26 protein-coding genes are annotated in these 26,687 nt (G+C 45.2%); 16 read left to right on the top strand and 10 right to left on the bottom strand.

Features of this window, described 5'->3' with window-relative positions:
• Positions 1-146: 146 nt before the first annotated feature.
• The gene (acuI, locus tag ZX61_RS10340) at positions 147-1,127 is read left to right on the top strand and encodes an acrylyl-CoA reductase (NADPH) (RefSeq protein WP_049844549.1); all 981 of its coding nucleotides are present in this window, start codon (positions 147-149) and stop codon (positions 1,125-1,127) included.
• Positions 1,128-1,248: 121 nt separating this feature from the next.
• Here acuI and ZX61_RS10335 read toward each other — a convergent pair whose 3' ends face one another.
• Both ZX61_RS10335 and ZX61_RS10330 read right to left on the bottom strand, forming a co-directional pair.
• A complete protein-coding gene (locus ZX61_RS10335; protein WP_049844548.1) occupies positions 1,249-2,190 on the bottom strand; it encodes a LysR family transcriptional regulator in 942 nt (313 codons plus the stop codon).
• Between the two features lie 152 nt (positions 2,191-2,342).
• Complete coding sequence (locus tag ZX61_RS10330; protein ID WP_049844547.1) at positions 2,343-2,537, bottom strand: hypothetical protein; 195 nt, start codon at positions 2,535-2,537, stop codon at positions 2,343-2,345.
• Between the two features lie 134 nt (positions 2,538-2,671).
• Here ZX61_RS10330 and tusA point away from each other — a divergent pair, with 134 nt between their 5' ends.
• Positions 2,672-2,920 (top strand): sulfurtransferase TusA, encoded by a 249-nt coding sequence (gene tusA / locus ZX61_RS10325; RefSeq protein WP_049844546.1) that lies wholly within the window; start codon positions 2,672-2,674, stop codon positions 2,918-2,920.
• Positions 2,921-2,968: 48 nt separating this feature from the next.
• Here the strand turns inward: tusA and ZX61_RS10320 are convergent, their stop codons facing one another.
• Both ZX61_RS10320 and ZX61_RS10315 read right to left on the bottom strand, forming a co-directional pair.
• Positions 2,969-3,229 carry a hypothetical protein gene (locus ZX61_RS10320; protein ID WP_049844545.1) on the bottom strand — a complete coding sequence of 87 codons (261 nt, stop codon included), beginning with the start codon at positions 3,227-3,229 and terminating at the stop codon, positions 2,969-2,971.
• Positions 3,230-3,385: 156 nt separating this feature from the next.
• Complete coding sequence (locus ZX61_RS10315; protein ID WP_049844544.1) at positions 3,386-3,943, bottom strand: TMEM165/GDT1 family protein; 558 nt, start codon at positions 3,941-3,943, stop codon at positions 3,386-3,388.
• Positions 3,944-4,384: 441 nt separating this feature from the next.
• Between ZX61_RS10315 and glyQ the strand changes: the two genes are divergently transcribed.
• From glyQ to ZX61_RS10300, 3 genes are all read left to right on the top strand, one after another.
• Entirely contained in the window at positions 4,385-5,305 is a 921-nt protein-coding gene (gene glyQ, locus ZX61_RS10310; RefSeq protein ID WP_049844543.1) for a glycine--tRNA ligase subunit alpha, read from the top strand.
• A gap of 2 nt (positions 5,306-5,307) precedes the next feature.
• Entirely contained in the window at positions 5,308-7,374 is a 2,067-nt protein-coding gene (gene glyS / locus ZX61_RS10305; protein ID WP_049844542.1) for a glycine--tRNA ligase subunit beta, read from the top strand.
• 210 nt (positions 7,375-7,584) lie between these two features.
• Positions 7,585-8,835 carry a valine--pyruvate transaminase gene (locus ZX61_RS10300; protein ID WP_049844541.1) on the top strand — a complete coding sequence of 417 codons (1,251 nt, stop codon included), beginning with the start codon at positions 7,585-7,587 and terminating at the stop codon, positions 8,833-8,835.
• A 50-nt stretch (positions 8,836-8,885) separates the two neighbouring features.
• On the opposite strand, the gene ZX61_RS10295 is transcribed toward ZX61_RS10300, so the two are convergent.
• From ZX61_RS10295 to dnaA, 6 genes are all read right to left on the bottom strand, one after another.
• Positions 8,886-9,275, bottom strand: coding sequence for a hypothetical protein (locus ZX61_RS10295; protein WP_049844540.1), 390 nt, complete (start codon positions 9,273-9,275; stop codon positions 8,886-8,888).
• 121 nt (positions 9,276-9,396) lie between these two features.
• The gene (locus tag ZX61_RS10290; protein ID WP_049844539.1) at positions 9,397-9,831 is read right to left on the bottom strand and encodes an Hsp20 family protein; all 435 of its coding nucleotides are present in this window, start codon (positions 9,829-9,831) and stop codon (positions 9,397-9,399) included.
• A gap of 538 nt (positions 9,832-10,369) precedes the next feature.
• A complete protein-coding gene (gyrB, locus tag ZX61_RS10285; RefSeq protein WP_049844538.1) occupies positions 10,370-12,787 on the bottom strand; it encodes a DNA topoisomerase (ATP-hydrolyzing) subunit B in 2,418 nt (805 codons plus the stop codon).
• Positions 12,788-12,800: 13 nt separating this feature from the next.
• Entirely contained in the window at positions 12,801-13,883 is a 1,083-nt protein-coding gene (recF, locus tag ZX61_RS10280) for a DNA replication/repair protein RecF (protein WP_049844537.1), read from the bottom strand.
• A gap of 1 nt (position 13,884) precedes the next feature.
• The gene (gene dnaN, locus ZX61_RS10275) at positions 13,885-14,985 is read right to left on the bottom strand and encodes a DNA polymerase III subunit beta (protein WP_049844536.1); all 1,101 of its coding nucleotides are present in this window, start codon (positions 14,983-14,985) and stop codon (positions 13,885-13,887) included.
• Between the two features lie 71 nt (positions 14,986-15,056).
• The gene (gene dnaA / locus ZX61_RS10270) at positions 15,057-16,463 is read right to left on the bottom strand and encodes a chromosomal replication initiator protein DnaA (RefSeq protein WP_049844535.1); all 1,407 of its coding nucleotides are present in this window, start codon (positions 16,461-16,463) and stop codon (positions 15,057-15,059) included.
• A 403-nt stretch (positions 16,464-16,866) separates the two neighbouring features.
• Here dnaA and ZX61_RS10265 point away from each other — a divergent pair, with 403 nt between their 5' ends.
• From ZX61_RS10265 to rsmG, 11 genes are all read left to right on the top strand, one after another.
• Positions 16,867-17,613 carry an amino acid ABC transporter substrate-binding protein gene (locus ZX61_RS10265; RefSeq protein WP_049844534.1) on the top strand — a complete coding sequence of 249 codons (747 nt, stop codon included), beginning with the start codon at positions 16,867-16,869 and terminating at the stop codon, positions 17,611-17,613.
• Between the two features lie 113 nt (positions 17,614-17,726).
• Positions 17,727-18,398 (top strand): amino acid ABC transporter permease, encoded by a 672-nt coding sequence (locus tag ZX61_RS10260; protein WP_049844533.1) that lies wholly within the window; start codon positions 17,727-17,729, stop codon positions 18,396-18,398.
• Positions 18,395-19,132 (top strand): amino acid ABC transporter ATP-binding protein, encoded by a 738-nt coding sequence (locus ZX61_RS10255; protein ID WP_049844532.1) that lies wholly within the window; start codon positions 18,395-18,397, stop codon positions 19,130-19,132. The genes ZX61_RS10260 and ZX61_RS10255 overlap by 4 nt, the downstream gene beginning before the upstream one ends.
• Before the next feature lie 229 nt (positions 19,133-19,361).
• Positions 19,362-19,496, top strand: a complete 135-nt coding sequence (rpmH, locus tag ZX61_RS10250; protein ID WP_004411068.1) for a 50S ribosomal protein L34 — start codon at positions 19,362-19,364, stop codon at positions 19,494-19,496.
• Positions 19,497-19,542: 46 nt separating this feature from the next.
• The gene (rnpA, locus tag ZX61_RS10245; RefSeq protein WP_230300094.1) at positions 19,543-19,866 is read left to right on the top strand and encodes a ribonuclease P protein component; all 324 of its coding nucleotides are present in this window, start codon (positions 19,543-19,545) and stop codon (positions 19,864-19,866) included.
• On the top strand, positions 19,833-20,090 hold the full coding sequence (gene yidD, locus ZX61_RS23720; RefSeq protein WP_074181700.1) for a membrane protein insertion efficiency factor YidD: 258 nt from the start codon (positions 19,833-19,835) through the stop codon (positions 20,088-20,090). Before rnpA ends, yidD begins: the two co-directional genes overlap by 34 nt.
• 2 nt (positions 20,091-20,092) lie before the next feature.
• On the top strand, positions 20,093-21,712 hold the full coding sequence (yidC, locus tag ZX61_RS10240; protein ID WP_049844531.1) for a membrane protein insertase YidC: 1,620 nt from the start codon (positions 20,093-20,095) through the stop codon (positions 21,710-21,712).
• A gap of 119 nt (positions 21,713-21,831) precedes the next feature.
• Positions 21,832-23,193: a tRNA uridine-5-carboxymethylaminomethyl(34) synthesis GTPase MnmE gene (gene mnmE, locus ZX61_RS10235; RefSeq protein ID WP_049844530.1), complete on the top strand. Its 1,362-nt coding sequence runs from the start codon at positions 21,832-21,834 to the stop codon at positions 23,191-23,193.
• Between the two features lie 52 nt (positions 23,194-23,245).
• Complete coding sequence (mioC, locus tag ZX61_RS10230; RefSeq protein WP_049844529.1) at positions 23,246-23,680, top strand: FMN-binding protein MioC; 435 nt, start codon at positions 23,246-23,248, stop codon at positions 23,678-23,680.
• Positions 23,681-24,156: 476 nt separating this feature from the next.
• The gene (gene mnmG / locus ZX61_RS10220) at positions 24,157-26,052 is read left to right on the top strand and encodes a tRNA uridine-5-carboxymethylaminomethyl(34) synthesis enzyme MnmG (protein ID WP_049844527.1); all 1,896 of its coding nucleotides are present in this window, start codon (positions 24,157-24,159) and stop codon (positions 26,050-26,052) included.
• Positions 26,052-26,684 (top strand): 16S rRNA (guanine(527)-N(7))-methyltransferase RsmG, encoded by a 633-nt coding sequence (rsmG, locus tag ZX61_RS10215; RefSeq protein WP_049844526.1) that lies wholly within the window; start codon positions 26,052-26,054, stop codon positions 26,682-26,684. The genes mnmG and rsmG overlap by 1 nt, the downstream gene beginning before the upstream one ends.
• Positions 26,685-26,687: the final 3 nt, after the last annotated feature.

Raw genomic sequence — 26,687 nt, 5'->3', positions numbered from 1 at the left:
CTCAATCTATCTCCCTTGCTTATACTTTAGTCAAAATGCGTGATGCGCATAGATACAATGCTAAAGTTTCATTTTTGTCATATCCAATTTGGATCTACACTCATAGCCAGTTTTTAAATTGCCGCTCTTATTTGTGGAGACCACTTATGTTCAACGCACTGATTCTAAACCAAGAAGAAAAACGTACTATTGCTTCTATCGAGCAGATCGACGAAGCACAACTGCCTGAAGGCGACGTACTGATTGATGTTGATTATTCATCACTAAACTATAAAGATGGTTTAGCAATCACAGGTAAAGGCAAAATCATTCGCAACTTTCCTATGGTTCCAGGTATCGACCTAGCAGGCACTGTGGTTAGCTCTGAAGACGATCGTTACCAAGCCGGTGACAAGGTTGTCCTGACTGGTTGGGGTGTCGGTGAAAACCATTGGGGTGGTATGGCTCAGCGCGCACGCCTTAAAGCTGACTGGCTCGTTCCACTACCACAAGGGCTAGACAGCAAGAAAGCCATGATGGTTGGTACGGCAGGCTTCACAGGTATGCTATGTGTCCAAGCACTACTTGATGCAGGGATTAAACCTGAAGATGGCGAAATTCTTGTTACTGGTGCAAGTGGCGGTGTTGGCTCTGTAGCAGTAACGCTTCTTGCCGAGCTTGGCTATAAAGTGGCTGCGCTAACGGGTCGTATTGAACAAAATGGCCCACTACTCGAAAAGCTTGGTGCTAGCCGCATCATCGACCGAGTTGAATTTGAACAACCGGCACGCCCACTAGAGAAACAAGTTTGGGCTGGCGCGGTAGATACCGTAGGCAGCAAAGTGCTAGCGAAAGTACTCGCTCAAATGGATTACAACAGTGCGGTTGCTGCGTGTGGCCTTGCTGGTGGTTTTGACCTACCAACCACAGTGATGCCATTCATTCTGCGTAACGTTCGCCTACAAGGTATTGATTCAGTCTCTTGCCCAACCGAAAAACGCATCGCCGCGTGGGAGAAACTGGTAGAGCTACTGCCAGATAGCTACTTTGAGCAAGCATGTACTGAAGTAGAGTTGGCTGAAGCGCCAAAATACGCGCAAGACATCACTAACGGTCAAGTAACAGGCCGAGTAGTTATCAAACTTTAATCGCTTAACGACACAGTGCCATTCCTTAGAGTGAGGAACGAACGAGTAAGGAATCTCTAAACGCGAGAGATTCCGGACATTTCGTTCCTCAATTCCGCAATGACATTTCTAATTCTTTTGATCAATCCAAACCAATATCTTCAATACGCTTGGCAATCAAGCGACTGCATTCTTCCTTTACTATTCCGCGTAACCACTCTTGAGCAGGCGAATGCTCACAGCGTGGATGCCAAATCATCGAGTAATCAAACGGGGTAAATTGGAAAGGCAGCGGTTTAATCACTAAGTCATAACGTTCGGCCACCAAGTAAGCCAAGTCTGCCGGAACCGTAATGATCAGAGGCATGGTATCGACAATCGCTAACGCAGCCTCTAGATGGTATGCACGCAGTACCATCTTGCGCTTAGGTTGATCAACTAGTGCCCCTTCGATTAAGGCCTTAACGCCATCACTGATGGCGATCATCGCGTGAGGGTAGTTCAGATAGTCCTGTAAACTAAGCTCTTTGTCTGCCAGTGGGTGCTGCTTTGATAGTAGGCACAACACCCCAACACGCCCCAAGATTTCGCTGCGTAATGGCTCTACAGGACCAATTGGCCGGCAGATCGCCAGATCTGCACCTTCAGAGGTGAGTTGATCCGCTAATCTGTCATGCTGAAGTGGCAAAAAGTTGAACGACACATTAGGGGCTTCTTGGTAAATACGCGGTAGAGCAAACGGCAAAATAGTTTGCATTGCGTAATCGGTGGTGGCGATATTGAACGTCTGGTCGCAACAGTGCGGCTCAAACTCGATAGGTGATAATAACTGACGCAGTGACTCTAGCGGCTCACCTAAACAACAATCAATTTCGAGTGCTTTTTCAGTTGGAATCAAATGCTGACCTTGGCGTGTGAATAACGGGTCACCCAACATGTCTCGTAACCGACCAAGAACACGGCTCATAGCAGATTGACTGAGATTTAAGCGCTTAGCTGCTTTGCTGACACTGCACTCTTCGATCAGTACGCGTAATGCGACTAACAGATTAAGATCTCGACGATAAATATCTTCTAATTCCACGCTTTAACCACGCACTTTAGATGGGCATAGTCTCATTGTACCTTTTTCAGGCAAAAAAAATCCCGCCTTTCAGCGGGGAAGCCCAAGAAAACTGGGGATAGTGTCGGAATGTAGTTGAGCGTAGTGATAAAAACGAAGCGTAGTTGGAAGCACTACAAATCGTTTTCGTGTTCTTCAGATGCACTCGGCCAGCGATGCATCTCAAGCCAAATCCCTACCACCGTCGCCCCCATGCCGAGTAGAGGCATAAACGACGACGATTCTGCTGGTGAACGTAAAACAAGTGCGCAAAAAGAGATAAAGCACAGCACTGAATAGATGGTCAGACGATCTAACGCTGTCAACATACTTGCTCCCTTGCTTAAATGTTACCAAGTTGTTAACTAAGTTAAAACAAAATGATCGCTTTGCCAAGGGGTTATTGAATATTTTTTCTTCACTAGTATTATCTAGGCCAAATTGAGCAACCAAAGATACGACCATGACATTCAATCCGCAGCAGGCAACCAAGGTATTAGAGGCAGAAGGATTACGCTGCCCAGAGCCAGTGATGATGGTCAGGAAGACAATTCGTACCATGCAAGATGGAGAAGTGCTGTTAGTCAAAGCCGACGACCCATCGACCACTCGTGATATCCCAAGCTTTTGTCGCTTTATGGATCATCAACTGATTGGCTCACAAACCGAGCAGTTGCCATATCAGTATTTGATTAAGAAAGGGATGGCTTAAAACGCCACAACAGAAAAGAAGACGGCAGCCACAAAGGCTGCCGTTAATTTATTCATCGTATTCTAAAGTACGGACTTCAGATTGGAGTTTACTGAGCTGTTTTTGCATCGCACGCATTTCCTCATGCATTGGAATAATATGCTCAACGCGAATCCATGCTTCAACGGTCAATCCCGTCAAAATAAACGAACCTGCCACTATCGGTAACCACATATCGGTCAAAACCATTGCCAGTAAACACAGCGCTAATCCAAAGGTGAACAAGTAACTCTGACTTTTTGGGGTCATCCCCATATAACGTGTAAGCATAACCTTGCCCTCTCGCTATCATTCACATGATTAAAGTACCATGACAAGTATGACACTTATATGGCAATGATCACGACTCAGAGCGAATTTTAGTCAGAGTTTGAACTGGATCTTTTTAGTGCTAGTTATTGATATTTAACACCAAGTTTCGACCATTTAGTCAAAGACAGCCGCCGCTGTTGCCAAAGCAATAAACAGCAATGCTGTGATTTTTCGAATCAAGTCAAGCGGCATCTTATCAGCGGACAATTTACCAATCAGCACCACAGGTACATTAGCAAGCAACATTCCAATGGTTGTACCGAATATGACCCAAGTAAGGGCGTCTGGGTATTGCGCGCCAAGAATTGAGGTCGCGATTTGAGTTTTATCTCCGATCTCAGCAATAAAGAAAGCAATAAAGCTCGCCACAAACGGACCGCGATTAGAAATCTGCTCATCGTCATCGAGCTTGTCAGGAATCAATACCCAGCCAGCCATGGCGATAAAGCTTACCACCAGCACCCACCTGAGAATCTCTGGTGAAAGGTAGTCTGCCACTACTACGCCGAACCACGCAGCTAAGGCATGATTAGCAATCGTCGCTAAGAATATGGCTATGATGATGGGTATCGGCTTGCGGTATCGACTGGCTAAAAGCAGGGATAAAAGTTGAGTTTTATCACCAATTTCCGCCAATGCAACGGTAGTGATAGAGATAGCTAAAACGCTCACGACATGCTCTTCTGGGGTAGGGATTATAATTTTAACCAAAGACAAACCTCACGCCCCACCCCGGTTCATGATGATTTGTCTAAGGTCTTGCTAAATGGATCGACATTGTTGTGATTAAAGTGGTCAATACCCATCTCGAACGCCATGATGATTTTGCATCAATTATGTTGACGGACGAACCTAACTTCCCAGTGTTGATAGTTAAGTAAGCTACTCCCCAAAGACGGCGGAATTCTAACCATCTAACTGCGGTTTCTCAAGCAATAAACTGCAAATAACTCCCTTTTAGGAAAATTTGGACGAATAAGCCACTAAAATTCCATTAAAGGAGAATTTTGCCTAGGAATTAATCAAGATTAGCTCTACTCCCATGCTAAATATCTGGGTATACTTGATTGTTATTTTTTCTCAATTTTAGACACAAGAATCGCGCGAATTACTATGCAAAAATACGATATCAAAACCTTCCAGGGAATGATCCTCGCGCTGCAGGATTACTGGGCACAAAACGGTTGTACCATTGTACAGCCTTTAGATATGGAAGTAGGTGCTGGCACCTCTCACCCAATGACATGTCTACGTGCACTTGGCCCAGAGCCAATGTCGACAGCTTACGTTCAACCTTCACGTCGTCCGACTGATGGCCGTTACGGTGAAAACCCGAACCGTCTGCAGCACTACTATCAGTTCCAAGTAGCTCTAAAGCCATCTCCAGATAATATTCAGGAGTTGTACCTAGGCTCACTTGAAGTTCTTGGTATCGACCCGCTAGTACACGATATTCGTTTCGTAGAAGACAACTGGGAAAACCCAACGCTAGGCGCATGGGGTCTAGGCTGGGAGGTATGGCTAAACGGCATGGAAGTGACGCAGTTCACTTACTTCCAGCAAGTCGGTGGCCTTGAGTGTAAGCCAGTAACTGGTGAGATCACTTACGGTATCGAGCGTCTAGCGATGTACATCCAAGAAGTAGACTCCGTTTACGACCTTGTATGGAACGTAGCACCAGACGGCAGCAACGTGACTTACGGTGATATCTTCCACCAAAACGAAGTGGAACAATCAACCTACAACTTCGAGCACGCTGACGTAGATTTCCTATTCACTTTCTTCGACCAGTGCGAGAAAGAGTGTAAAGAGCTACTTGAGCTAGAGAAGCCTCTACCGCTTCCAGCTTACGAGCGCATTCTTAAAGCGGGTCACGCATTCAACATTCTTGATGCGCGCAAAGCTATCTCTGTGACAGAGCGCCAGCGTTACATCCTTCGTATCCGCAACCTGACTAAATCAGTTGCACAAGCGTACTACGCGTCACGTGAAGCTCTTGGCTTCCCTATGTGTAAGAAGAGCGAGGAGAAGTAATCATGGCTAAAGAATTTCTAATTGAACTGGGTACTGAAGAGCTACCACCAACGCAGCTTCGCACTCTAGCTGAAGCGTTCGCGGCAAACTTCGAAGCTGAGCTAAAAGGTGCAAACCTTAGCCACGAAGGTATTAAATGGTACGCAGCGCCTCGTCGCCTCGCACTTAAAGTTTCAGCGCTAGCTGAAGGCCAAGCAGACAAAGTAGTAGAGAAGCGCGGTCCTGCGGTTTCTGTAGCATTCGATGCTGACGGCAGTGCAACCAAAGCAGCACAAGGCTGGGCTCGTGGTAATGGCATTACTGTTGAGCAAGCTGATCGCCTAGTAACAGACAAAGGCGAATGGCTATTGTTCAAACAAGAAGTCAAAGGCCAAGCAACGTCTGAAATCGTTGTTGAGCTTGCAGCAAAAGCACTGGGTAACCTACCTATCGCTAAACCAATGCGTTGGGGCAACAAAACGACTCAGTTCATTCGCCCAGTTAAAACACTGACTATGCTAATGGGCTCTGACCTTATCGAAGGTGAGATCTTAGGCGTAGCATCAGATCGCACTATCCGTGGTCACCGCTTCATGGGTGAGCAAGAGTTCACTATCGAGTCTGCCGAGCAATACCCAGCGATCCTAGAAGAACGCGGTAAAGTAATGGCAGATTACGAAGCGCGTAAAGCAATCATCCTTGCTGACTCGCAAAAAGCAGCAGCAGCAGTTGGTGGTACAGCGGACCTAGAAGACGACCTAGTGGAAGAAGTAACGTCTCTAGTTGAATGGCCAGTTGTTCTGACTGCGAAGTTCGAAGAAGAGTTTCTGAAGGTTCCTTCTGAAGCACTGGTTTACACCATGAAAGGTGACCAGAAGTACTTCCCAGTGTATGACGAAAACAAGAAGCTTCTACCTAACTTCATCTTCGTATCAAACATTGAATCGAAAGAGCCTCGCCACGTCATCGAAGGTAACGAGAAGGTGGTACGCCCACGTCTAGCAGATGCAGAATTCTTCTTTAACACTGACCGTAAGCGCCCTCTTATCGACCGCCTGCCAGAACTAGAGCAGGCTATCTTCCAAAAGCAACTTGGCACAATCAAAGATAAGACTGACCGCATTACCGCTCTATCTGGTTACATTGCTAAGCAGATTGATGCTGACGTAGAGAAAGCGACTCGTGCAGGCCTACTGGCTAAATGTGACCTAATGACCTCTATGGTATTCGAATTTACCGATACTCAAGGTGTCATGGGTATGCACTACGCAACTCACGATGGTGAAGACAAGCAAGTAGCCCTAGCACTGTACGAGCAGTACATGCCTCGTTTCGCAGGTGACGAACTACCAAGCACTGGTATCTCATCTGCAGTTGCTATGGCAGATAAACTAGATACTATCGTTGGTATCTTTGGTATTGGCCAAGCACCTAAGGGTTCTGACCCATTCGCACTTCGCCGTGCATCTCTAGGTGTACTACGCATCATCGTTGAGAACGGCTACAACTTAGATCTTGTTGATCTTATTCGTGAAGCCAAGGTGCAATTTGGTACTAAACTAACTAACGACAACGTAGAGCAGGACGTTATCGACTTCATGCTAGGTCGTTTCAATGCATGGTACAAAGACGAAGGCTTCAGCGTGGATATTATCCAAGCGGTACTAGCACGTCGCCCGACCAAGCCCGCTGACTTTGACCAACGCGTTAAAGCGGTATCGCATTTCCGTGAACTAGAAGCCGCAGAAGCCCTAGCCGCAGCAAATAAGCGTGTAGGTAACATCCTAGCGAAATTCGACGGCGAGCTTGCTGACGAGATCAATCTAGCACTGCTGCAAGAAGACGCAGAAAAAGCCCTGGCTGAAAGTGTTGAAGTTATGACTGAAGCGCTAGAGCCAGCATTCGCGACCGGCAACTATCAACAAGCCCTAAGCAAACTAGCTGATCTACGTGAACCTGTAGATGCCTTCTTTGATAACGTAATGGTGATGGCTGATGACGAAGCTCTGAAGAAGAACCGTCTAACGCTACTAAACAACCTGCGTAACCTGTTCCTACAAATTGCCGATATTTCTCTACTACAAAAGTAACGCTTAAAATTATGATTTTAAGCCCTTACTTTAGCTAAGAGTATTAAAGCCCAACTCCTCGGAGTTGGGCTTTTCTTTACCAATGCACTGATTTAGTGCTTTTCGTCCTATTATCATTAAGGTATGTTCAAGGATTACTCTATTGGCTAGCCACGCACTAGCTGTTTAAAGACTAAAGCAATGACAACAATGAATTAGGTACAAAAAGTAATGCAGTTTTCTAAATTTGGTGAAAAGTTCAATCAGTATTCAGGTATTACCCAGTTAATGGATGATTTAAATGATGGTCTACGCACACCGGGTGCCATCATGCTCGGTGGGGGAAACCCTGCCGCTATTCCTGCCATGCTCGATTACTTTCGACTCACCAGCGAAGAACTGTTAGGGAGCGGAGAGCTGGTTGCTGCTATGGCCAATTACGATGGGCCGCAAGGAAAAGATGCATTTGTAAAAGCGCTAGCAAAACTACTCAAAGATACTTATGGCTGGAATATCACAGAAAAGAACATCAGCTTGACTAACGGCAGTCAAAGCGGCTTTTTCTACCTATTTAACCTTTTAGCCGGCAAACAGCCTGATGGTTTACACAAAAAAATCTTACTGCCACTGGCACCAGAATATATCGGTTATGGTGATGCTGGCATCGATGAAGATATTTTTGTCTCTTATCATCCTGAAATAGAGATGCTCGATAATGGCCTATTTAAGTACCATGTCGATTTTGAGCAGCTAAAGGTAGATGACTCTGTCGCCGCAATCTGTGCATCCCGTCCTACCAACCCGACAGGCAATGTGTTGACCGACGAAGAGATCCATAAATTGGATAAACTAGCGCGCGAAAACGACATCCCGCTGATCATTGATAACGCTTACGGTTTACCGTTTCCAAATATTATTTTTGAAGATGTTGAGCCGTTCTGGAATGAAAACACCATACTCTGTATGAGCCTGTCAAAGCTCGGCTTGCCGGGTGTACGTTGTGGCATTGTCATTGCTAGTGAAGAAGTCACGCAGGCAATGACCAATATGAACGGCATTATCAGCCTTGCTCCTGGCAGTTTAGGTCCAGCTATCGCCAACCACATTATTGGCAAAGGTGATTTGTTAAAGCTGAGCTCAGAAGTGATCAAACCTTTCTACAAACAGAAATCACAACGAGCAGTAGAACTATTGCAAACCGCCATTACTGACTCACGTTTTCGTATTCACAAACCTGAAGGTGCTATTTTCCTTTGGCTTTGGTTTGATGAGCTGCCGATCACCACTATGGAACTGTACCAGCGCCTAAAAGCACGAGGAGTGCTGATTGTCCCTGGCGAGTACTTCTTTATTGGCCAAGAAGATGACTGGGAACATGCTCATCAGTGCTTACGTATGAACTATGTTCAAGATGATGAAATGATGCAGAAAGGTATCGCAATTATCGCAGAGGAAGTCGAGCGAGCCTATCAACAAGATTAAGCATGGCAAGACTAAAGCAGCCCAAAGGTAAAGCTTTGGGCTGTTTGTATTTATAGAGCAGGAATTTGCTCGCACAAGAAATAAGTCGCTTCTACAGTAGAAGAGCGCTGATATACACCACCGTATGTAGAAGAACCGCCAAAGCCGCGGTTTACATAGTTAGCACCTAGTGCTGCCGCTTCTTCACCAAATGTTGAGTTAATTTTGTGCTCGGCATCCATTTCGCTATCACCTAAAGAGACAATTCCCATAATACTTTGCGAATTAGGATTGTAAGCAGACTGGCCTTTCATCTCACAGTTGGCTGATTTTTCAGGGTTTGCATAAGCAATACGGATCTTTTCACCATTTGTTGCAGTGTAATCAGTAGCAAGCGGGGCAACGATACTAGAACAGCCAGAGACAACAACAACTAACGCCGATAATAATAATTTTTTCATTCTATTTTCCGAGTTTATCTTTTTACGATGCAAAAAGTACTGTCTTACAGATTAGAATACAATAAAAAAGAGCGCCAATATGCGCTCTTTCACTCTTTACTCTCAGTTTTGAGATAGTCCATTAACCTTCGATTAGCTTGCTGCCATTGATTGCAATTTTACGTGGTTGCATTGCTTCCGGAATCTCACGCTCTAGGTCAATATGCAGTAGACCGTTTTCCATGCTTGCACCAACGACTTTAACATAGTCAGCAAGTTGGAATTTACGCTCGAAATCGCGCTCTGCGATACCTTGATATACGTATTGCTTCTCTTCTTCTGTTTTACGCTCACCTTTAACAATTAGCATGTTCTCTTTCTGAGTCAGATCTAACTGCTCTTCAGCGAAACCTGCCACTGCCATTGTAATACGGTAATGATTCTCGTCCTGCTGCTCAATGTTGTATGGAGGGTAACCGCCAGAAGAGTTTTTCGCAGTGTTTGCTTCCATCATGTTAAATAGACGATCGAAGCCAATTGCGTTGCGGTAAAGTGGAGTGAAATCTACAGTTCTCATAATGCTATCCTCATAGTAAGCAATAGTCTTAGTCGTGAGTTTGCGCGGATCTATCTTGTTGAGATCTTTGCCGGCTAAGGGATTTATTTTCTACTCCTCGGGTTCTTATAACGCTGGGACGTAGTAATAAATCAGTTCAATGTGTGCCTCTAAGGTTATCCTCTCATGAGCGATATCTTATCAGCGAATCCAGAGGTTCTGTTTCTTCTCTCTTGAGCAAGACAGCTTCCCTCTTCAACAATAGATATGTGGCTAAAGCAAAATAGTTTCAAGGGATCCGACTTAAAAAATATTCAATGTGCTTTTAGAGATCCCCAACTCAGTCGTTCCTCCCTCTTGAGGATGACATCCCAAGCATTTGAAAAATAATTAAAATATCGAAAACAAAAAAGGACCACCATTTCTGGTAGCCCTTTAAAAATTAGTTTTTTAAGACGAAGCTATTTCGTTTTAGTTCAAGGAAGAGGCGCGGAGCATACGAAGGTATGTGAGCACCTCTGACACAGAAATTAAGCGAAAGAGCGAAGTATCAAAGATACTAAACGTCCAAGTTGGCAACTTTAAGTGCGTTTTCTTCGATAAAGTTACGACGAGGTTCTACTTGGTCACCCATTAGCGTCGTAAACAGCTGATCTGCACCAACCGCATCTTCAATCGTTACTTGCATCATACGACGAGTCTCTGGGTCCATGGTTGTTTCCCAAAGCTGATCTGGGTTCATCTCACCTAGACCTTTGTAGCGCTGTAGGCTTAGACCACGACGCGACTCTTTAATCAACCATTCTAACGCATCAACAAAGCTTGCGATTGGCTGAGTACGCTCACCACGTTTGATGTATGCGCCCTCTTCAATCAGGCCATCTAGCGCTTCAGATAGATCAGCTAGCTTGCCATACTCTTTCGAGTTAAACAGATCAACGCTTAGTGCAAATTCATGAGTCACACCATGGGTACGAACAATAATCTTAGGTAGGTTTAGACCTAGCTCAGCATGCTGTTCTACTTCGTGGCTGTATTGACTTGCACCCACTTCTTTCGCGTTTAGCTGCTCAACTAACTGTTTAGTCCAAGCTTCTACTGCTGCTGCATCATGACACTGCTCTGCAGTTAGACGTGGCGTATAAATTAGTTCATGAACAAGTGCACGTGGGTAACGACGGCTCATACGATCCACTAGCTTAATACCCGCGTTGTACTGCTGAACAAGCTTCTCAAGTGCTTCACCTGCAAGCGCTGGCGCTTCTGGGTTTACGTGCAGAGATGCGTTATCAAGAGCCAGTGCAACTTGGTACTGGTTCATTGCCTCTTCATCTTTGATGTACTGCTCTTGTTTACCTTTCTTCACTTTGTAAAGTGGTGGCTGAGCAATGTACACGTAACCACGCTCAATCAACTCTGGCATTTGACGGTAGAAGAAGGTCAATAGTAGCGTACGGATGTGCGAACCATCGACATCGGCATCGGTCATGATGATGATGTTGTGGTAGCGCAGCTTATCCGGGTTGTACTCGTCACGACCGATACCGCAACCAAGCGCTGTGATAAGTGTCGCCACTTCTTGAGAAGAAAGCATTTTGTCGAAACGCGCTTTCTCAACGTTAAGGATTTTACCTTTCAGAGGAAGAATCGCTTGGTTCTTACGGTTACGGCCTTGTTTTGCGGAGCCGCCTGCCGAGTCACCCTCCACTATGTAGAGTTCAGAGAGTGCTGGGTCTTTTTCCTGACAGTCTGCCAATTTACCAGGCAGACCAGCTAGGTCTAGCGCGCCTTTACGACGAGTCATTTCACGAGCTTTACGCGCCGCATCACGAGCACGAGCTGCATCGATGATCTTAGTACAAACCGTCTTAGCTTCCGCTGGGTGTTCAACTAGGAACTCAGACAGCTTCTCGCCCATTGCTTGCTCAACCGCTGACTTCACTTCAGAAGAAACCAGTTTGTCTTTGGTTTGGCTTGAGAACTTAGGATCAGGAACCTTAACTGAAATAACTGCAGTTAGACCTTCACGTGCATCATCACCAGAAGTCGCGGTCTTCGCTTTCTTTGAGAAGCCTTCTTTGTCCATGAACGAGTTCAAAGTACGCGTAAGGGCTGCACGGAAACCGGCAAGGTGAGTACCACCATCACGCTGAGGGATGTTGTTAGTAAAACAGAAGATGTTCTCTTGGTAACCATCGTTCCACTGCATTGCAACTTCCACCGCGATACCGTCTTCACGCTCAGAGTTAAAATGGAATACTTTCTCGATGATTGGCGTTTTGTTGGTATTTAGGTGATCAACAAACGCTTGAATACCACCTTCATACATGAAGTGATCTTGCTTATCTTCTTCACGCTCATCACGTAGCTTGATTGATACGCCAGAGTTAAGGAAAGAAAGCTCACGTAGACGCTTAGCTAGAATGTCGTAGTGGAATTCTGTGTTAGAGAAAGTCAACTCACTTGGCCAGAAACGAATTTCTGTACCTGTTTGCTCAGTCTCGCCAACGACTGATAGTGGCGCTTGAGGCTCACCGTGATGGTAAGTTTGAGTATGAATTTGGCCACCACGGTGGATGGTTAGCGTCACTTGCTTGGACAGTGCGTTAACTACCGATACACCTACACCGTGCAGACCACCTGATACCTTGTATGAGTTATCATCGAACTTACCACCTGCGTGAAGTACCGTCATGATAACTTCTGCAGCTGATACGTTCTCTTCTGGATGCATTTCGGTAGGGATACCACGACCATCATCGCGTACCGATACTGAATTGTCCTCATGAATTGTCACAACGATGTCTGTACAGTGACCCGCTAACGCTTCATCAATTGAGTTATCCACCACCTCAAAAACCATGTGGTGCAGACCGGTGCCATCATCCGTGTCGCCGATGTACATACCAGGACGCTTACGAACTGCGTCCAGACCCTTTAGTACCTTAATACTCGATGAATCGTAATTTTCAGACATGAGTTATCTTCCACTATATATTTTGCTCTATTGTGCCATGTTCCACATGGAACATCTTGCCGTTTTCGTCACGCATATCGGCAATTTGACTATCAGTAATAGAACTTACAAAAACTTGAGCCCCCGTCTCTTTTAAGCAGTCAGCAAGACGCTTACGACGTTGGCTATCTAATTCAGATGCAAAGTCATCAATTAAGTAGATACATTGCTTGCCAGTCATTTCTGTTAGGTGTTGTCCTTGCGCTACTCGCAATGCACATACCATCAATTTTAACTGGCCTCGTGAAAGGACATCTTCAACAGGTGTACTATTCACTTTTATGCGTAAATCCGCTTTGTTAGGCCCACTAAAGGTGTAACCCAACGCCTGATCACGCTCGAAATTTTTCTCTAGTATTTCCTGATATGGGGTGTCTTTATCCCAACCACGATAATACTTCAGTTGGATGTCGAACTCAGGTAAAAACGCTTTGCAGATCTGCTCCGCTTTGACCTTCATTTGCTCGACGTAGTCAGCTCGCCACTGACTGATGCTTTCAGCTAGTCGTGACATCTCTTGATCCCAGTAACTCAGCTCTCGATAGCTGGTTGCTGTTTTCAATAGCGCATTACGTTGTTTGTTAAGACGCTTAAAACGCCCCCAAGCCTCATAAAAAGCTGACTCGGTATGAAACACACCCCAATCAATAAATGAGCGACGATGTTTCGGACCATCGGTCAACAAATCAAACCCTTCAGGGTGAATTAACTGCAAGGGTAAAACCTGTGCAAGCTGTGCCAGCTTTTGCCCAGACTGACCGCCTATTTTAACCTCTGTTGAGCCATCACGCTGCTTATTAATGCCAATTGGTAGCTCAAATTGATCCGAGTTCAAAAAACGTCCATGAACAAACAGCTCATTGCACTCATTTTGAATCACTCTTCCGGTCAAAGAACTCTTAAATGAGCGACCATGCCCAAGCAGATAGATGGCTTCCAATACACTGGTTTTGCCACTGCCGTTAGGTCCAATAAGAAAGTTAAAGCCTGCTGATAGTTCAATATCACAGGCTTTAATGTTTCGAAACTGCTGAATAACTAGACGAGAAAGCGGCATGCTAGAGTCGAATTGGCATCACCACATACATTGCGCTGTCGTCTTCTGAGTTCTCAATCAGCGCACTGGCATTAGCATCTGACATTGAAATTCTGACTTTTTCGCAGCGCAGGGTGTTGAGCACATCCAATACATAGCTGACGTTGAAACCAATCTCAATCGGCTCGCCTTCGAAGTTCACATCAAGCATCTCTTCAGCTTCTTCTTGCTCTGGGTTGTTGGCCGTTATGCGCATGTCTGTATCTGCAAGATTAACTCGCACACCACGGAATTTTTCGTTAGACAAAATCGCTGCACGCGAGAAGGCTTGGCGCAATTCATCACAGCCCGCTTCCAGTGTTTTGGTTGTCGTTTGTGGCATTACGCGGCGGTAATCAGGGAATCGACCATCCACCAGCTTAGAAGTAAACACATAGTTGTTTACTTCAGCACGCACATTAGAACTGCCAATTTGCAACACAACAGGTTGCTCTGGTGCATCAAGCAGTTTCACTAGTTCTAACACACCTTTACGTGGCACGATTATTTGCTTTTGCGCAAAGTCTGCATCCAGTTCAGTTTGAGATACCGCCATACGGTGGCCATCGGTAGCAACACTACGTAGCGTTGTACCATCAATCTCAAACAGCATACCGTTGAGGTAGTAACGAACATCTTGGTTTGCCATTGAGAACTGAGTTTTCTCAACCAAACCACGCAACTCATCTTGAGTCAGTGATACCTCTACTTCGCTCTGCCAATCTTCAATGTTCGGAAAATCATTCGCAGGTAGCGTCGATAGCGAGAAACGGCTGCGGCCAGAACGAACTTGAACACGGTCGCCTTCTAAAACAAAGGTAATCACAGAGTCATCGGGTAGACCACGACAAATATCTAAAAACTTGCGTGAAGGTACGGTAATACTGCCCGCTTCGAACTCACCTTCTAGGGTGACGCGGCTTATCAGCTCGACCTCAAGATCGGTAGCTGTCATTGAGAGTACGTTGTCTTCGACTTTAAGAAGAAGGTTACCAAGAATTGGCAAAGTAGGACGACCGCCGAGTGCTCCTGACACTTGCTGAAGTGGTTTAAGCAGATGGCTACGCTCAATGGAAAATTTCATAGGGTGCTCTTATCCGAATTCGTTATTGTTGCTCGATGCTTAGAATACTGTGAATCAAGAAATAGTGCGAATTAAGAAGACAGAGTACGAATCAAGTTCGAGTAATCTTCTTTAATATCGTGGCTCTCTTCACGTAGCTGCTCAATCTTACGGCAGGCATGCAAAACCGTAGTATGGTCACGGCCACCGAATGCATCACCAATTTCAGGTAAGCTGTGGTTAGTTAGCTCTTTAGCGAGTGCCATCGCAAGCTGTCGAGGGCGGGCAACCGAACGAGAACGACGTTTCGATAGTAGATCGGCTACTTTAATCTTGTAGTATTCTGCCACCGTCTTTTGAATATTATCAATCGTGACCAACTTTTCTTGCAGAGCAAGGAGATCGCGCAGCGCTTCGCGAACAAAATCAATCGTAATCGGGCGACCAGTAAAGTTGGCATTAGCGATAACACGGTTTAGTGCGCCTTCTAGCTCACGAACATTGGAACGCAGTCGCTTAGCAATAAAGAACGCCACTTCATCGGCAAGGTGAATTTGGTGATCTTCGGCTTTTTTCATCAAGATCGCGACGCGTGTTTCCAGCTCTGGTGGCTCGATCGCAACCGTTAGACCCCAACCAAAACGAGACTTCAAACGATCTTCGACACCATTGATCTCTTTTGGATAGCGGTCCGAAGTCAGGATGATCTGTTGGTTGCCTTCTAATAGAGCATTGAAAGTATGGAAGAACTCTTCCTGCGAACGCTCTTTATTGGCAAAAAATTGAATATCATCGATAAGCAGTGCATCGACACTACGGTAGTAGCGTTTAAACTCTTCAATCGCGTTATTTTGCAGCGCTTTCACCATATCTTGCACAAAACGCTCAGAGTGCATGTAGACCACTTTCGCATTTGGCTTGTTATCCACAATCGCATTGCCGACCGCGTGCAGAAGGTGGGTTTTACCCAAACCTGTACCACCGTATAAGAACAGTGGATTGTATGCAGAGCCTGGGTTATCTGACACCTGACGAGCAGCCGCTAAGCCTAATTGGTTCGATTTACCCTCAACAAAGTTGTTGAACTTGTGCTTAGGGTTAACATTCGAGCGGTGGTTTATATCGGCAATAGCTTGCGCGTCATCATCCCAAGTTTTATGAACCGGCTTTCTCGCTTGTAGCTGCGCAGGGGCTGAAGATTCAGCGGCTACATCCGCTGGCGTACGTTTAGGTGCTGGTTTTGGCGCCGCAACTCGGCGACTACCCACTTCAAAACGCAAGCTTGGAATGTCATTGCCACAGTATTCTTGCAGCAGACGATTGATACTGTTGAGGTACTTATCACGTACCCAGTCCAAAACAAAACGGTTCGGGGCAAAAAGAGTGAGTGTATTGTCATTGAGCTCCGCTTGTAACGGACGAACCCACATACTGAATTCAGTTGCTGGTAGCTCTTCTTGAAGCTGTTGCAAACATTGCAACCAAAGCGAAGATGACACAGTGCCCCCACTCGAAGTAATTGATCGGAAAAGATTGGTAATTTTACCTGTTGATAACCAAGATCGCCAGCAAATGATCGACGATCCAGTGAATAAGATCTAAGTTATTCACAATATTTTCGAGATTATCCGTAAGATCCCCACATGCTGCCCCATTTTTACTCACATATCGATCCACATTAAGGTATTTTTGACGAGATCTTTGTTCTGGTGATAAGTCTGTGAATGAAAATTTTTCATCACCCTAAATTCGTCTTCTTTCAACCAGCTTCGTCTAACAGGTTGAATATCAGTAAATCACCCTACCTTATTACTCTACTGTCTAGGTTATTGCACTTGGTTATTTATCTAATTGAGTACAGTGACAGTAGTATTTATCCCCATAATTATATGGAGTTGTACTATGAAAAACTGGATTAAAGCTGCAGTAGCAGCAATCGCGCTTTCTGCTGCTACTGTTCAAGCGGCAACTGAAGTTAAAGTCGGCATGTCGGGTCGCTACTTCCCGTTTACTTTCGTTCAGCAAGATAAGCTACAAGGCTTCGAAGTCGACCTATGGGATGAGATCGGCAAACGTAACGATTACAACGTTGAGTACGTAACAGCAAACTTCTCTGGTCTATTTGGCTTGTTAGAGACAGGTCGTATCGACACTATCTCCAACCAAATCACTATGACTGATGCACGTAAGGCAAAATACCTATTTGCCGACCCATATGTGGTAGACGGTGCGCAAATCACAGTTCGTAAAGGCAACGATAGCATTCAAGGTATTGAAGACCTTGAAGGTAAAACCGTTGCAGTAAACCTAGGCTCCAACTTTGAGCAGTTACTGCGTAATTACGATAAAGATGGCAAAATCAATATCAAGACGTACGATACGGGGGTTGAGCACGATGTTGCACTTGGTCGCGCTGACGCATTTGTCATGGATCGCCTTTCGGCACTTGAGCTGATCAAGAAAACAGGTCTGCCACTACAACTAGCAGGTCAGCCTTTCGAAACCATCCAAAATGCATGGCCATTCGTTGATAACGACAATGGTAAAAAGCTGCAAGCAGAAGTAAACCAAGCACTTGCTGCAATGCGTGCTGATGGTACGCTAGCCAAAATCTCTGAGAAGTGGTTTGGTGCTGATATCACCAAATAAGCTGAGATTCGATTTCTAGCCGCCCTATATGAGTCGGCTAGCCTTTAACCCACTGCTTTCCTTCCTTTGCAGTGGGTTTTGTTTTTTATTTGTGATTTATTTTGGGACACGTTATGGGATTCGATTTTAATTACATGCTGGATCTGATGCCGATACTGCTCAGGTATCTTGGTACAACCATGGAAATGGCAACGTGGGGTTTATTCTTTTCGCTGATTTTATCTGTTATTTTGGCGAATATCCGTGTTTTTCGCGTCCCAGTTCTCGATCAACTTAGCCAGCTATACATCAGTTTTTTCCGTGGAACACCACTGCTAGTTCAACTGTTCCTGCTTTATTATGGTTTACCACAAATCTTCCCATTTTTAGTCGGTCTTGATGCATTTGGTGCTGCGGTGATCGGCTTAACCCTTCACTTTGCCGCTTACATGGCAGAAAGTATTCGCGCAGCGATTATTGGTATTGATCGCAGCCAAATGGAAGCCAGCCTCTCTGTAGGAATGACCACGCCTCAGGCAATGCGCCGAGTGATTTTGCCACAAGCAACCCGTGTCGCGCTGCCATCATTGATGAACTACTTCATTGATATGATCAAATCAACTTCACTGGCTTTCACTCTTGGGGTAGCTGAAATCATGGCCAAAGCGCAGATGGAAGCATCATCCAGCTTTCGCTTCTTCGAAGCATTCCTTGCAGTAGCCTTAATCTACTGGGGTGTGGTAGTCATTCTGACTCGAGTACAAATTTGGGCAGAAGCGAAATTGAATAAGGCGTATGAACGATGATCAAACTTAACAATATTCATAAGCGCTTTGGCGATACCGAAGTTCTCAAAGGCATTGACCTTGAAATCAACCAAGGCGAAATCATCGTCATCATTGGCTCAAGTGGCACGGGTAAATCGACCTTGCTGCGTACAGTAAATTTTCTGGAAAGTGCCGACCAAGGAGTCATAAGCATAGATGACGTCAGTGTCGATAGCGAAAAACACACCAAAGCAGAAGTATTAGCACTACGCCGCAAAACAGGCTTCGTATTTCAAAACTACGCTTTATTTGCCCACATGACTGCCAGACAAAATATTGCCGAGGGCCTAATCACCGTTCGTGGTTGGAAAAAAGCCGATGCTTTACGCCGCGCTCAAGAGATACTTGACGATATCGGTTTAGGCGATAAAGGAGAAAGTTATCCAGCGGCACTTTCTGGTGGTCAACAACAACGAGTCGGCATTGGCCGAGCAATGGCATTGCAACCAGAATTACTGCTGTTTGATGAACCCACTTCAGCGCTTGATCCTGAATGGGTAGGAGAAGTTCTTAATTTAATGAAAGACTTAGCAACAAAACATCAAACCATGCTCGTGGTTACCCACGAAATGCAATTTGCCAAAGAGGTTGCTGATAGAGTGATCTTTATGGCGGAAGGAAACATTGTTGAGCAAGGTTCTCCACAGGATATCTTTGGCAATCCACAAGATCCTCGCTTGCAAAAGTTTCTTCGACAAGTCGGTGCTGAATAAAGATCAACAGATAGGATCGAACGATCCTTGAGATTTTGCTCACACTACGTATAATCGCCCGGTCGGAATTTAGCGCTTGCACAAAGATTGACACTTTGTGTGACTGTGATTACAATTCCGCCTCTTTGTTGAGAGGCGTCGGTTTGTCCTCTTTATATATAAAGAAGACGTTATTGCCCACGCCGGGTTAACATTGACCTAAAACTACTGATCAGTAAAGGTAATTATCATGAAACGCACTTTTCAACCTTCAGTTCTAAAGCGCAAGCGTACTCACGGTTTCCGTGCACGTATGGCTACTAAGAACGGTCGTGCTACAATTAATGCACGTCGTGCAAAAGGCCGTAAGCGTCTTTCTAAGTAATCTCTAGATTATTTTGAAAACGTACGCGTTCAATCGGGAGTTACGTTTGTTAACTCCCGAGCATTATCAAAATGTCTTCCAGCAAGCTCATCGAGCTGGCTCACCTCATTTCACCATCATTGCTCGTAAAAATAGCCTATCTCATCCTCGATTAGGTTTAGCCGTTCCCAAGAAACAGATCAAAACCGCTGTAGGTCGTAACCGTTTTAAGCGCCTTGCTCGTGAAAGTTTTCGTAACAATCAACATCAGCTTGCTAACAAAGATTTTGTTGTTATTGCCAAGAAAAGCGCGCAAGATTTAAGCAATGAAGATATTTTCAAACTGTTTGATAAATTATGGCAGCGCCTGTCTCGCCCTTCGCGTGGTTAGCAATCGGACTCGTCCGTCTCTATCAAGGTGTTATTAGTCCACTTATTGGACCACGTTGTCGTTTTACTCCAACTTGCTCTACCTATGCCATAGAAGCGTTAAAAGCTCACGGTTTTGTAAAAGGGTGTTGGTTATCAAGCAAACGTCTATTAAAATGCCATCCTTTGAATGAAGGGGGGTATGACCCCGTTCCACCAGTCCAAAAACAAGACAGAGATAAATAACGATGGATTCTCAACGTAATATTCTGTTAATCGCGCTAGCACTGGTTTCTTTCCTATTGTTCCAGCAATGGCAAGTTGCAAAGAATCCAACGCCTCAGCCGGTTGAGCAGGCTCAATCAAGCAGTACTCTACCTGCACCATCTTTTGCCGACGAGCTAGACCCCGCTCCTGCGCAGCAAGCTTCTGCTAAAACGATTACTGTAACTACTGATGTATTGACTCTGTCGATTGATACGGTGGGTGGTGATGTAATTCACGCAGACCTAAACCAGTACTCAAACGAACTAGACTCAGCTGACCCATTCGTTCTGCTTAAGAACGAAGCAGGTCACCAGTTTATTGCTCAAAGTGGCCTTGTAGGCCCACAAGGTATCGACCTTAGCAGCACCAACCGCCCTGCTTACTCTGTTAGCGCAGATAGCTTTGCTCTAGCGGATGGTCAAGATGAACTGCGTATTCCAATGACATTCACTGCCAACGGCCTTGAGTACACCAAAACATTCATTGTTAAGCGTGGTAGCTACGCACTTGACGTTGAATATGATGTGGTAAACAAATCGGGTAACAACGCGACATTTGGTATGTACGCTCACTTACGTCAAAACCTACTTGACGCTGGTGGCAGCATTACAATGCCGACTTACCGCGGTGGTGCATACTCTACTGAAGATACCCGCTATAAAAAATACAGCTTCGATGACATGCAAGATCGCAACCTGTCCCTCAACCTAAACAATGGTCAGGGCTGGGCGGCGATGATTCAACACTACTTCGCTACAGCGTGGATTCCACGCGATGAACCAGGAACTAACCTATACACTCGTGTGATTGGCAACCTGGGTGATATTGGCGTTCGTATGCCAAACAAAACGATTGCTGATGGCGATAGCGCTAACTTCAAAGCAACACTATGGGTTGGTCCAAAACTTCAAAATCAAATGGCGGAAGTAGCACCAAATCTAGACTTAGTTGTTGACTATGGCTGGTTGTGGTTTATAGCAAAACCTCTGCACTCATTACTTTCGTTCATTCAAAGCTTTGTCAGCAACTGGGGTGTGGCAATCATCTGTCTAACCTTCATTGTCCGTGGTGCGATGTACCCACTAACCAAGGCGCAGTACACTTCGATGGCGAAAATGCGCATGCTTCAGCCTAAACTGCAAGCGATGCGTGAGCGCATTGGCGATGACCGTCAGCGCATGAGCCAAGAAATGATGGAACTGTATAAGAAAGAGAAAGTAAACCCACTCGGTGGTTGTTTACCTCTAATTCTACAGATGCCTATTTTCATCTCACTATACTGGGCACTAATGGAGTCGGTAGAGCTTCGTCACTCACCATTCTTCGGTTGGATTACTGACCTTTCAGCGCAAGACCCTTACTACATCTTGCCACTACTGATGGGTGCATCTATGTTTATGATCCAGAAGATGAGCCCAACAACAGTCACTGACCCTATGCAGCAGAAGATCATGACCTTTATGCCGGTTATGTTTACTTTCTTCTTCCTGTTCTTCCCTTCAGGTCTGGTTCTATACTGGCTAGTATCGAACGTAGTAACGCTAATCCAGCAAACGCTTATCTACAAAGCACTGGAGAAAAAAGGTTTGCACAGCAAGTAACCTTTAGCGGAAATAACAATGAAAGGCGGCCAAAAGGTCGCCTTTTTTATTTGAGCTGATTACAATTCAGCTAACAGATTTTTTGCCTAACTCGGCATTTAGATAACACAGGCACATTTATGACAACTGATACCATTGTTGCACAAGCAACAGCACCCGGTCGTGGTGGCGTCGGCATTATTCGCGTATCCGGTCCTTTAGCTGCGCAAGTCGCGCTTGAAGTAACAGGCAAGGAACTGCGTCCACGCTATGCTGAGTATCTGCCATTTAACTCACAAGACGGAAAACAACTCGACCAAGGTATCGCGCTTTACTTCCCTAACCCGCACTCATTCACTGGTGAAGATGTACTTGAACTGCAAGGCCATGGCGGCCCTGTAGTAATGGATATGCTGATTAAGCGTATCCTACAAATATCAGGGATCCGTACAGCCAGACCTGGTGAATTCTCTGAACGAGCGTTCCTCAATGACAAACTCGATCTCGCTCAAGCGGAGGCTATTGCAGACTTAATTGATGCCAGTTCTGAAGAAGCCGCTAAATCGGCTTTGCAATCGCTGCAAGGGGCATTTTCAGGTCGAATCAATACTCTAGTAGAATCACTCATCCACTTACGTATCTATGTTGAAGCCGCGATTGATTTCCCAGAAGAAGAAATTGATTTTCTAGCTGATGGTAAAGTGGCGACCGATCTACAAACCATCATAGATAACTTGGCTGCGGTACGTAAAGAAGCGACACAAGGCGCTATTATGCGTGAAGGGATGAAAGTGGTCATCGCAGGTCGTCCAAATGCGGGCAAATCAAGCCTACTCAACGCCCTTTCAGGTAAAGAATCGGCAATTGTGACGGATATTGCCGGAACTACGCGAGACGTACTGCGCGAGCACATCCATATTGATGGTATGCCGCTGCATATTATTGATACCGCAGGTCTGCGTGATGCTGCCGATGAAGTCGAGAAAATCGGTATAGAGCGCGCTTGGGATGAAATCGCTCAGGCAGATCGCGTCCTGTTTATGGTCGATGGCACCACAACCGATGCCACCGATCCAATAGAAATCTGGCCTGACTTTGTCGATCGTCTACCTGACAATATCGGTATGACAGTGATCCGTAATAAGGCCGATCAAACCGATGAAGATCTTGGCATTTGTCACGTTAACGATCCAACTTTAATTCGCCTATCCGCTAAAACGGGCGATGGTGTTGAAGCTCTGCGCACTCATTTGAAGGAGTGTATGGGCTTTGCTGGAGGCAACGAAGGTGGCTTTATGGCCCGCCGCCGCCACTTAGAAGCGCTCGAACGCGCGGCAGAACATTTAAACGTTGGCCAACAGCAACTAGAAGGTTATATGGCTGGTGAAATCCTAGCAGAAGAGCTACGTATCACTCAGCAGCACTTGAGTGAAATTACTGGCGAGTTTAGCTCTGATGACCTTCTCGGACGCATCTTCTCTTCTTTCTGTATCGGAAAATAATCTTTAGCGCGGCAACTTAGCCGCGTTTTTACGCGTATATAAAGGAATACCTATGATCCACATTATTACAGGTAGCACACTTGGTGGTGCAGAGTATGTGGGAGACCACTTAAGTGATCTACTGATTGAAAAAGGCTTTGAGACTACTATTCACAATCATCCCAACCTAGATGAAGTTGACAACAGTGGCACTTGGCTTGTCATTACTTCAACTCACGGTGCTGGCGATTATCCAGATAACATTCAGCCTTTTATCCGAGCGCTACAAGATACTCCCCCTAAGATGAACCAAGTGAAATACGCCACCATCGCCATTGGTGATTCAAGCTACGATACATTTTGCGCAGCCGGCCAACATGCTCACAATTTACTTGCAGATATAGGGGCAACCGCACTTACCGAGTGTTTTACGATTGATATTCTCAGCCACGATGTACCAGAAGATGCAGCTGAAACATGGCTAAATGACCATATTGAGCTATTTTAACTCTCCTCAAGTGGTCACTCTGTTGACCACTTAGCTCTGTTTTACTCTAATTGTGTATAACATTTCCCTTACCCCCCTGAACTGTTTGCTGTTTTTTTGACCACTCCACTTGTGGATAAAAGTAGATCTTTCCGGTGATTAACCTATAGTTATCCAAAGAACAACTTAGATCCTTTTCACCCCCTGTGCATAAGTGCCGTTTTTGATCCCAGCTAATCCTCATTCTGATCAAGGTAAGATCACATGATATGATCCCAAGAAGATCCATGATCTTGTTGATCATTTTCTACTTATCCACAGAAACAGGCGATCCTAATAATAGATCTAATAAAAGATCATATATATAGATCTTATATATATAAGGATTTGGCTCTTTGAATGAAAAGAGTCAAAAGCATTTTCTCTCTTCGTGAAAGAAGGTAGAATAACGCTCTTTTTCTTTATCCAGCTCTCTATTGAATACCTGAGGTCGGTTCATGCTTTATCACGAAAAATTTGATGTCATCGTCGTAGGTGGCGGTCACGCAGGAACGGAAGCCGCACTCGCATCTGCTCGTACAGGGCAAAAAACCTTGTTGCTTACTCATAACATTGACACCTTAGGTCAAATGTCGTGTAACCCTGCTATCGGCGGTATTGGTAAAGGTCACCTAGTCAAAGAAGTCGATGCAATGGGGGGGCTAATGGCCCAAGCAATCGATCATTCTGGTATTCAATTTAGAACTTTGAACGCTTCAAAAGGCCCAGCAGTACGTGCCACTCGTGCTCAAGCTGACCGAGCACTATACAAAGCTTACGTGCGCAGTGTTTTGGAAAACACACCGAACTTAACTTTGTTCCAACAATCCGTTGATGATCTTATTGTCGAACAGGATCAAGTCTTAGGTGTGGTTACCCAAATGGGGCTACGTTTCTACGCTCAAGCCGTGGTACTTACAGTCGGTACCTTCTTGGGTGGTAAGATCCATATTGGTATGGAAAGCTCTTCAGGCGGCCGTGCAGGCGATCCTCCATCGATCGCACTTGCGGATCGTTTAAGAGAATTACCATTTCGGGTCGATCGTTTAAAAACGGGTACGCCACCACGTATTGATGCTCGTAGTGTCGATTTTTCAGAGCTAGAAGCTCAACATGGTGATAATCCAGCGCCTGTATTTTCATTCATTGGCGCTCGTAACCAGCATCCTCGACAAATTCCGTGTTTTATTACCCACACCAACGAAAAGACGCATGATGTCATTCGCAACAACCTTGATCGTAGTCCTATGTATGCGGGTGTGATTGAAGGCATTGGTCCACGTTACTGCCCTTCGATTGAAGATAAAGTGATGCGTTTTGCCGATAAGAACAGTCACCAGATCTTTATTGAGCCTGAGGGACTTGATACACATGAGTTGTATCCGAATGGTATCTCCACCAGCTTGCCGTTTGACGTTCAAGTTCAGATCGTTCGTTCAATGAAAGGGTTCGAAAATGCCCATATTGTGCGACCTGGTTATGCGATTGAGTATGACTTTTTCGATCCGCGCGACTTAAAACAGACCTATGAGACTAAGTTTATCAATGGCTTGTTCTTTGCTGGCCAAATTAACGGCACTACGGGTTATGAAGAGGCTGCTGCGCAAGGGTTAATGGCCGGTCTCAACGCAAGTTTGTTTAGTCAGGACAAAGAGGGCTGGAGCCCACGTCGTGATCAGGCTTACATGGGCGTGTTGATTGATGATCTGTCAACCATGGGGACGAAAGAGCCTTACCGTATGTTTACTTCACGTGCGGAGTATCGTCTGTTGCTGCGTGAAGACAATGCTGACTTGCGCTTAACAGAGCAAGCTCGCCAACTTGGTTTAGTTGATGATGTCCGTTGGGCGCGCTTTAATGAAAAAATCAACAATATTGAGACTGAACGTCAACGCCTAAAAGATATTTGGATGAATCCAAAATCGGAAGGTATTGAAGCGTTAAATGCGTTGTTAAAAACGCCTATGGTGCGTGAAGCAAGTGGTGAAGATCTACTGCGACGCCCAGAAATGTCTTACGATCAATTGACTCAATTAACTGCCTTTGCGCCGGCATTGGAAGATCAACAAGCTACTGAGCAAGTCGAGATCCAAGTTAAATACGAAGGTTATATCAAGCGTCAGCAAGACGAGATCGAAAAATCGTTACGTCATGAGCACACCAAGCTGCCAGTTGATCTCGACTATGCCAAGGTAAGCGGTTTGTCAAACGAAGTGGTAGCAAAATTGACTGAGGCAAAACCTGAGTCTATTGGTATCGCTTCACGTATTTCAGGTATTACACCAGCAGCCATTTCCATTTTACTTGTGCATTTGAAAAAACACGGTCTATTGAAAAAAGGTGAGGAAGCATAATGTCTCAACTCCGTACTCAACTGGATGATTTGATTAGCCAAACCGAGTTAGAGGTTTCTCCTCGCCAACGTGAGCAACTGGTTGGTTATGTTGAAATGCTGGATAAGTGGAATAAAGCTTACAACTTAACCTCGGTGCGTAATCCTCAAGAAATGCTAGTTAAACATATTATGGATAGCATTATTGTTAGCACTCACTTACAAGGTGAGCGTTTTATTGATGTCGGTACAGGGCCAGGGTTACCTGGTATACCACTATCGATCATGCATCCGGATAAAACGTTTGTTTTGCTCGATAGTTTGGGCAAACGTATTCGCTTTATCAAACAGGTTCTACACGAACTCAAAATCGAAAATGTGGCTCCAGTTCAAAGTCGAGTCGAACAATACCAGCCAGAAGACAAATTTGATGGTGTATTGAGCCGAGCATTTGCTTCAATGACTGATATGGTTGAGTGGTGCCACCATCTGCCCAAATCTCAAGATGGTCATTTCTTAGCTTTGAAAGGTCAATTGCCACAGGATGAGATTGAGCAATTACCCGAGTGGTGTTCTGTGACAGATGTCAAAGCTTTGAATGTTCCTCAACTGGAAGGTGAGCGTCATCTAGTAATCTTATCGCGCAAGGAATAAAAG

It is taken from the genome of Vibrio sp. VPAP30 (assembly GCF_001188205.1).
Taxonomy (GTDB): Bacteria; Pseudomonadota; Gammaproteobacteria; order Enterobacterales; family Vibrionaceae; genus Vibrio; species Vibrio bivalvicida.
The sequence above is the reverse complement of the archived record's forward strand: the minus strand, read 5'-3'. Positions and strand labels throughout refer to the sequence as shown.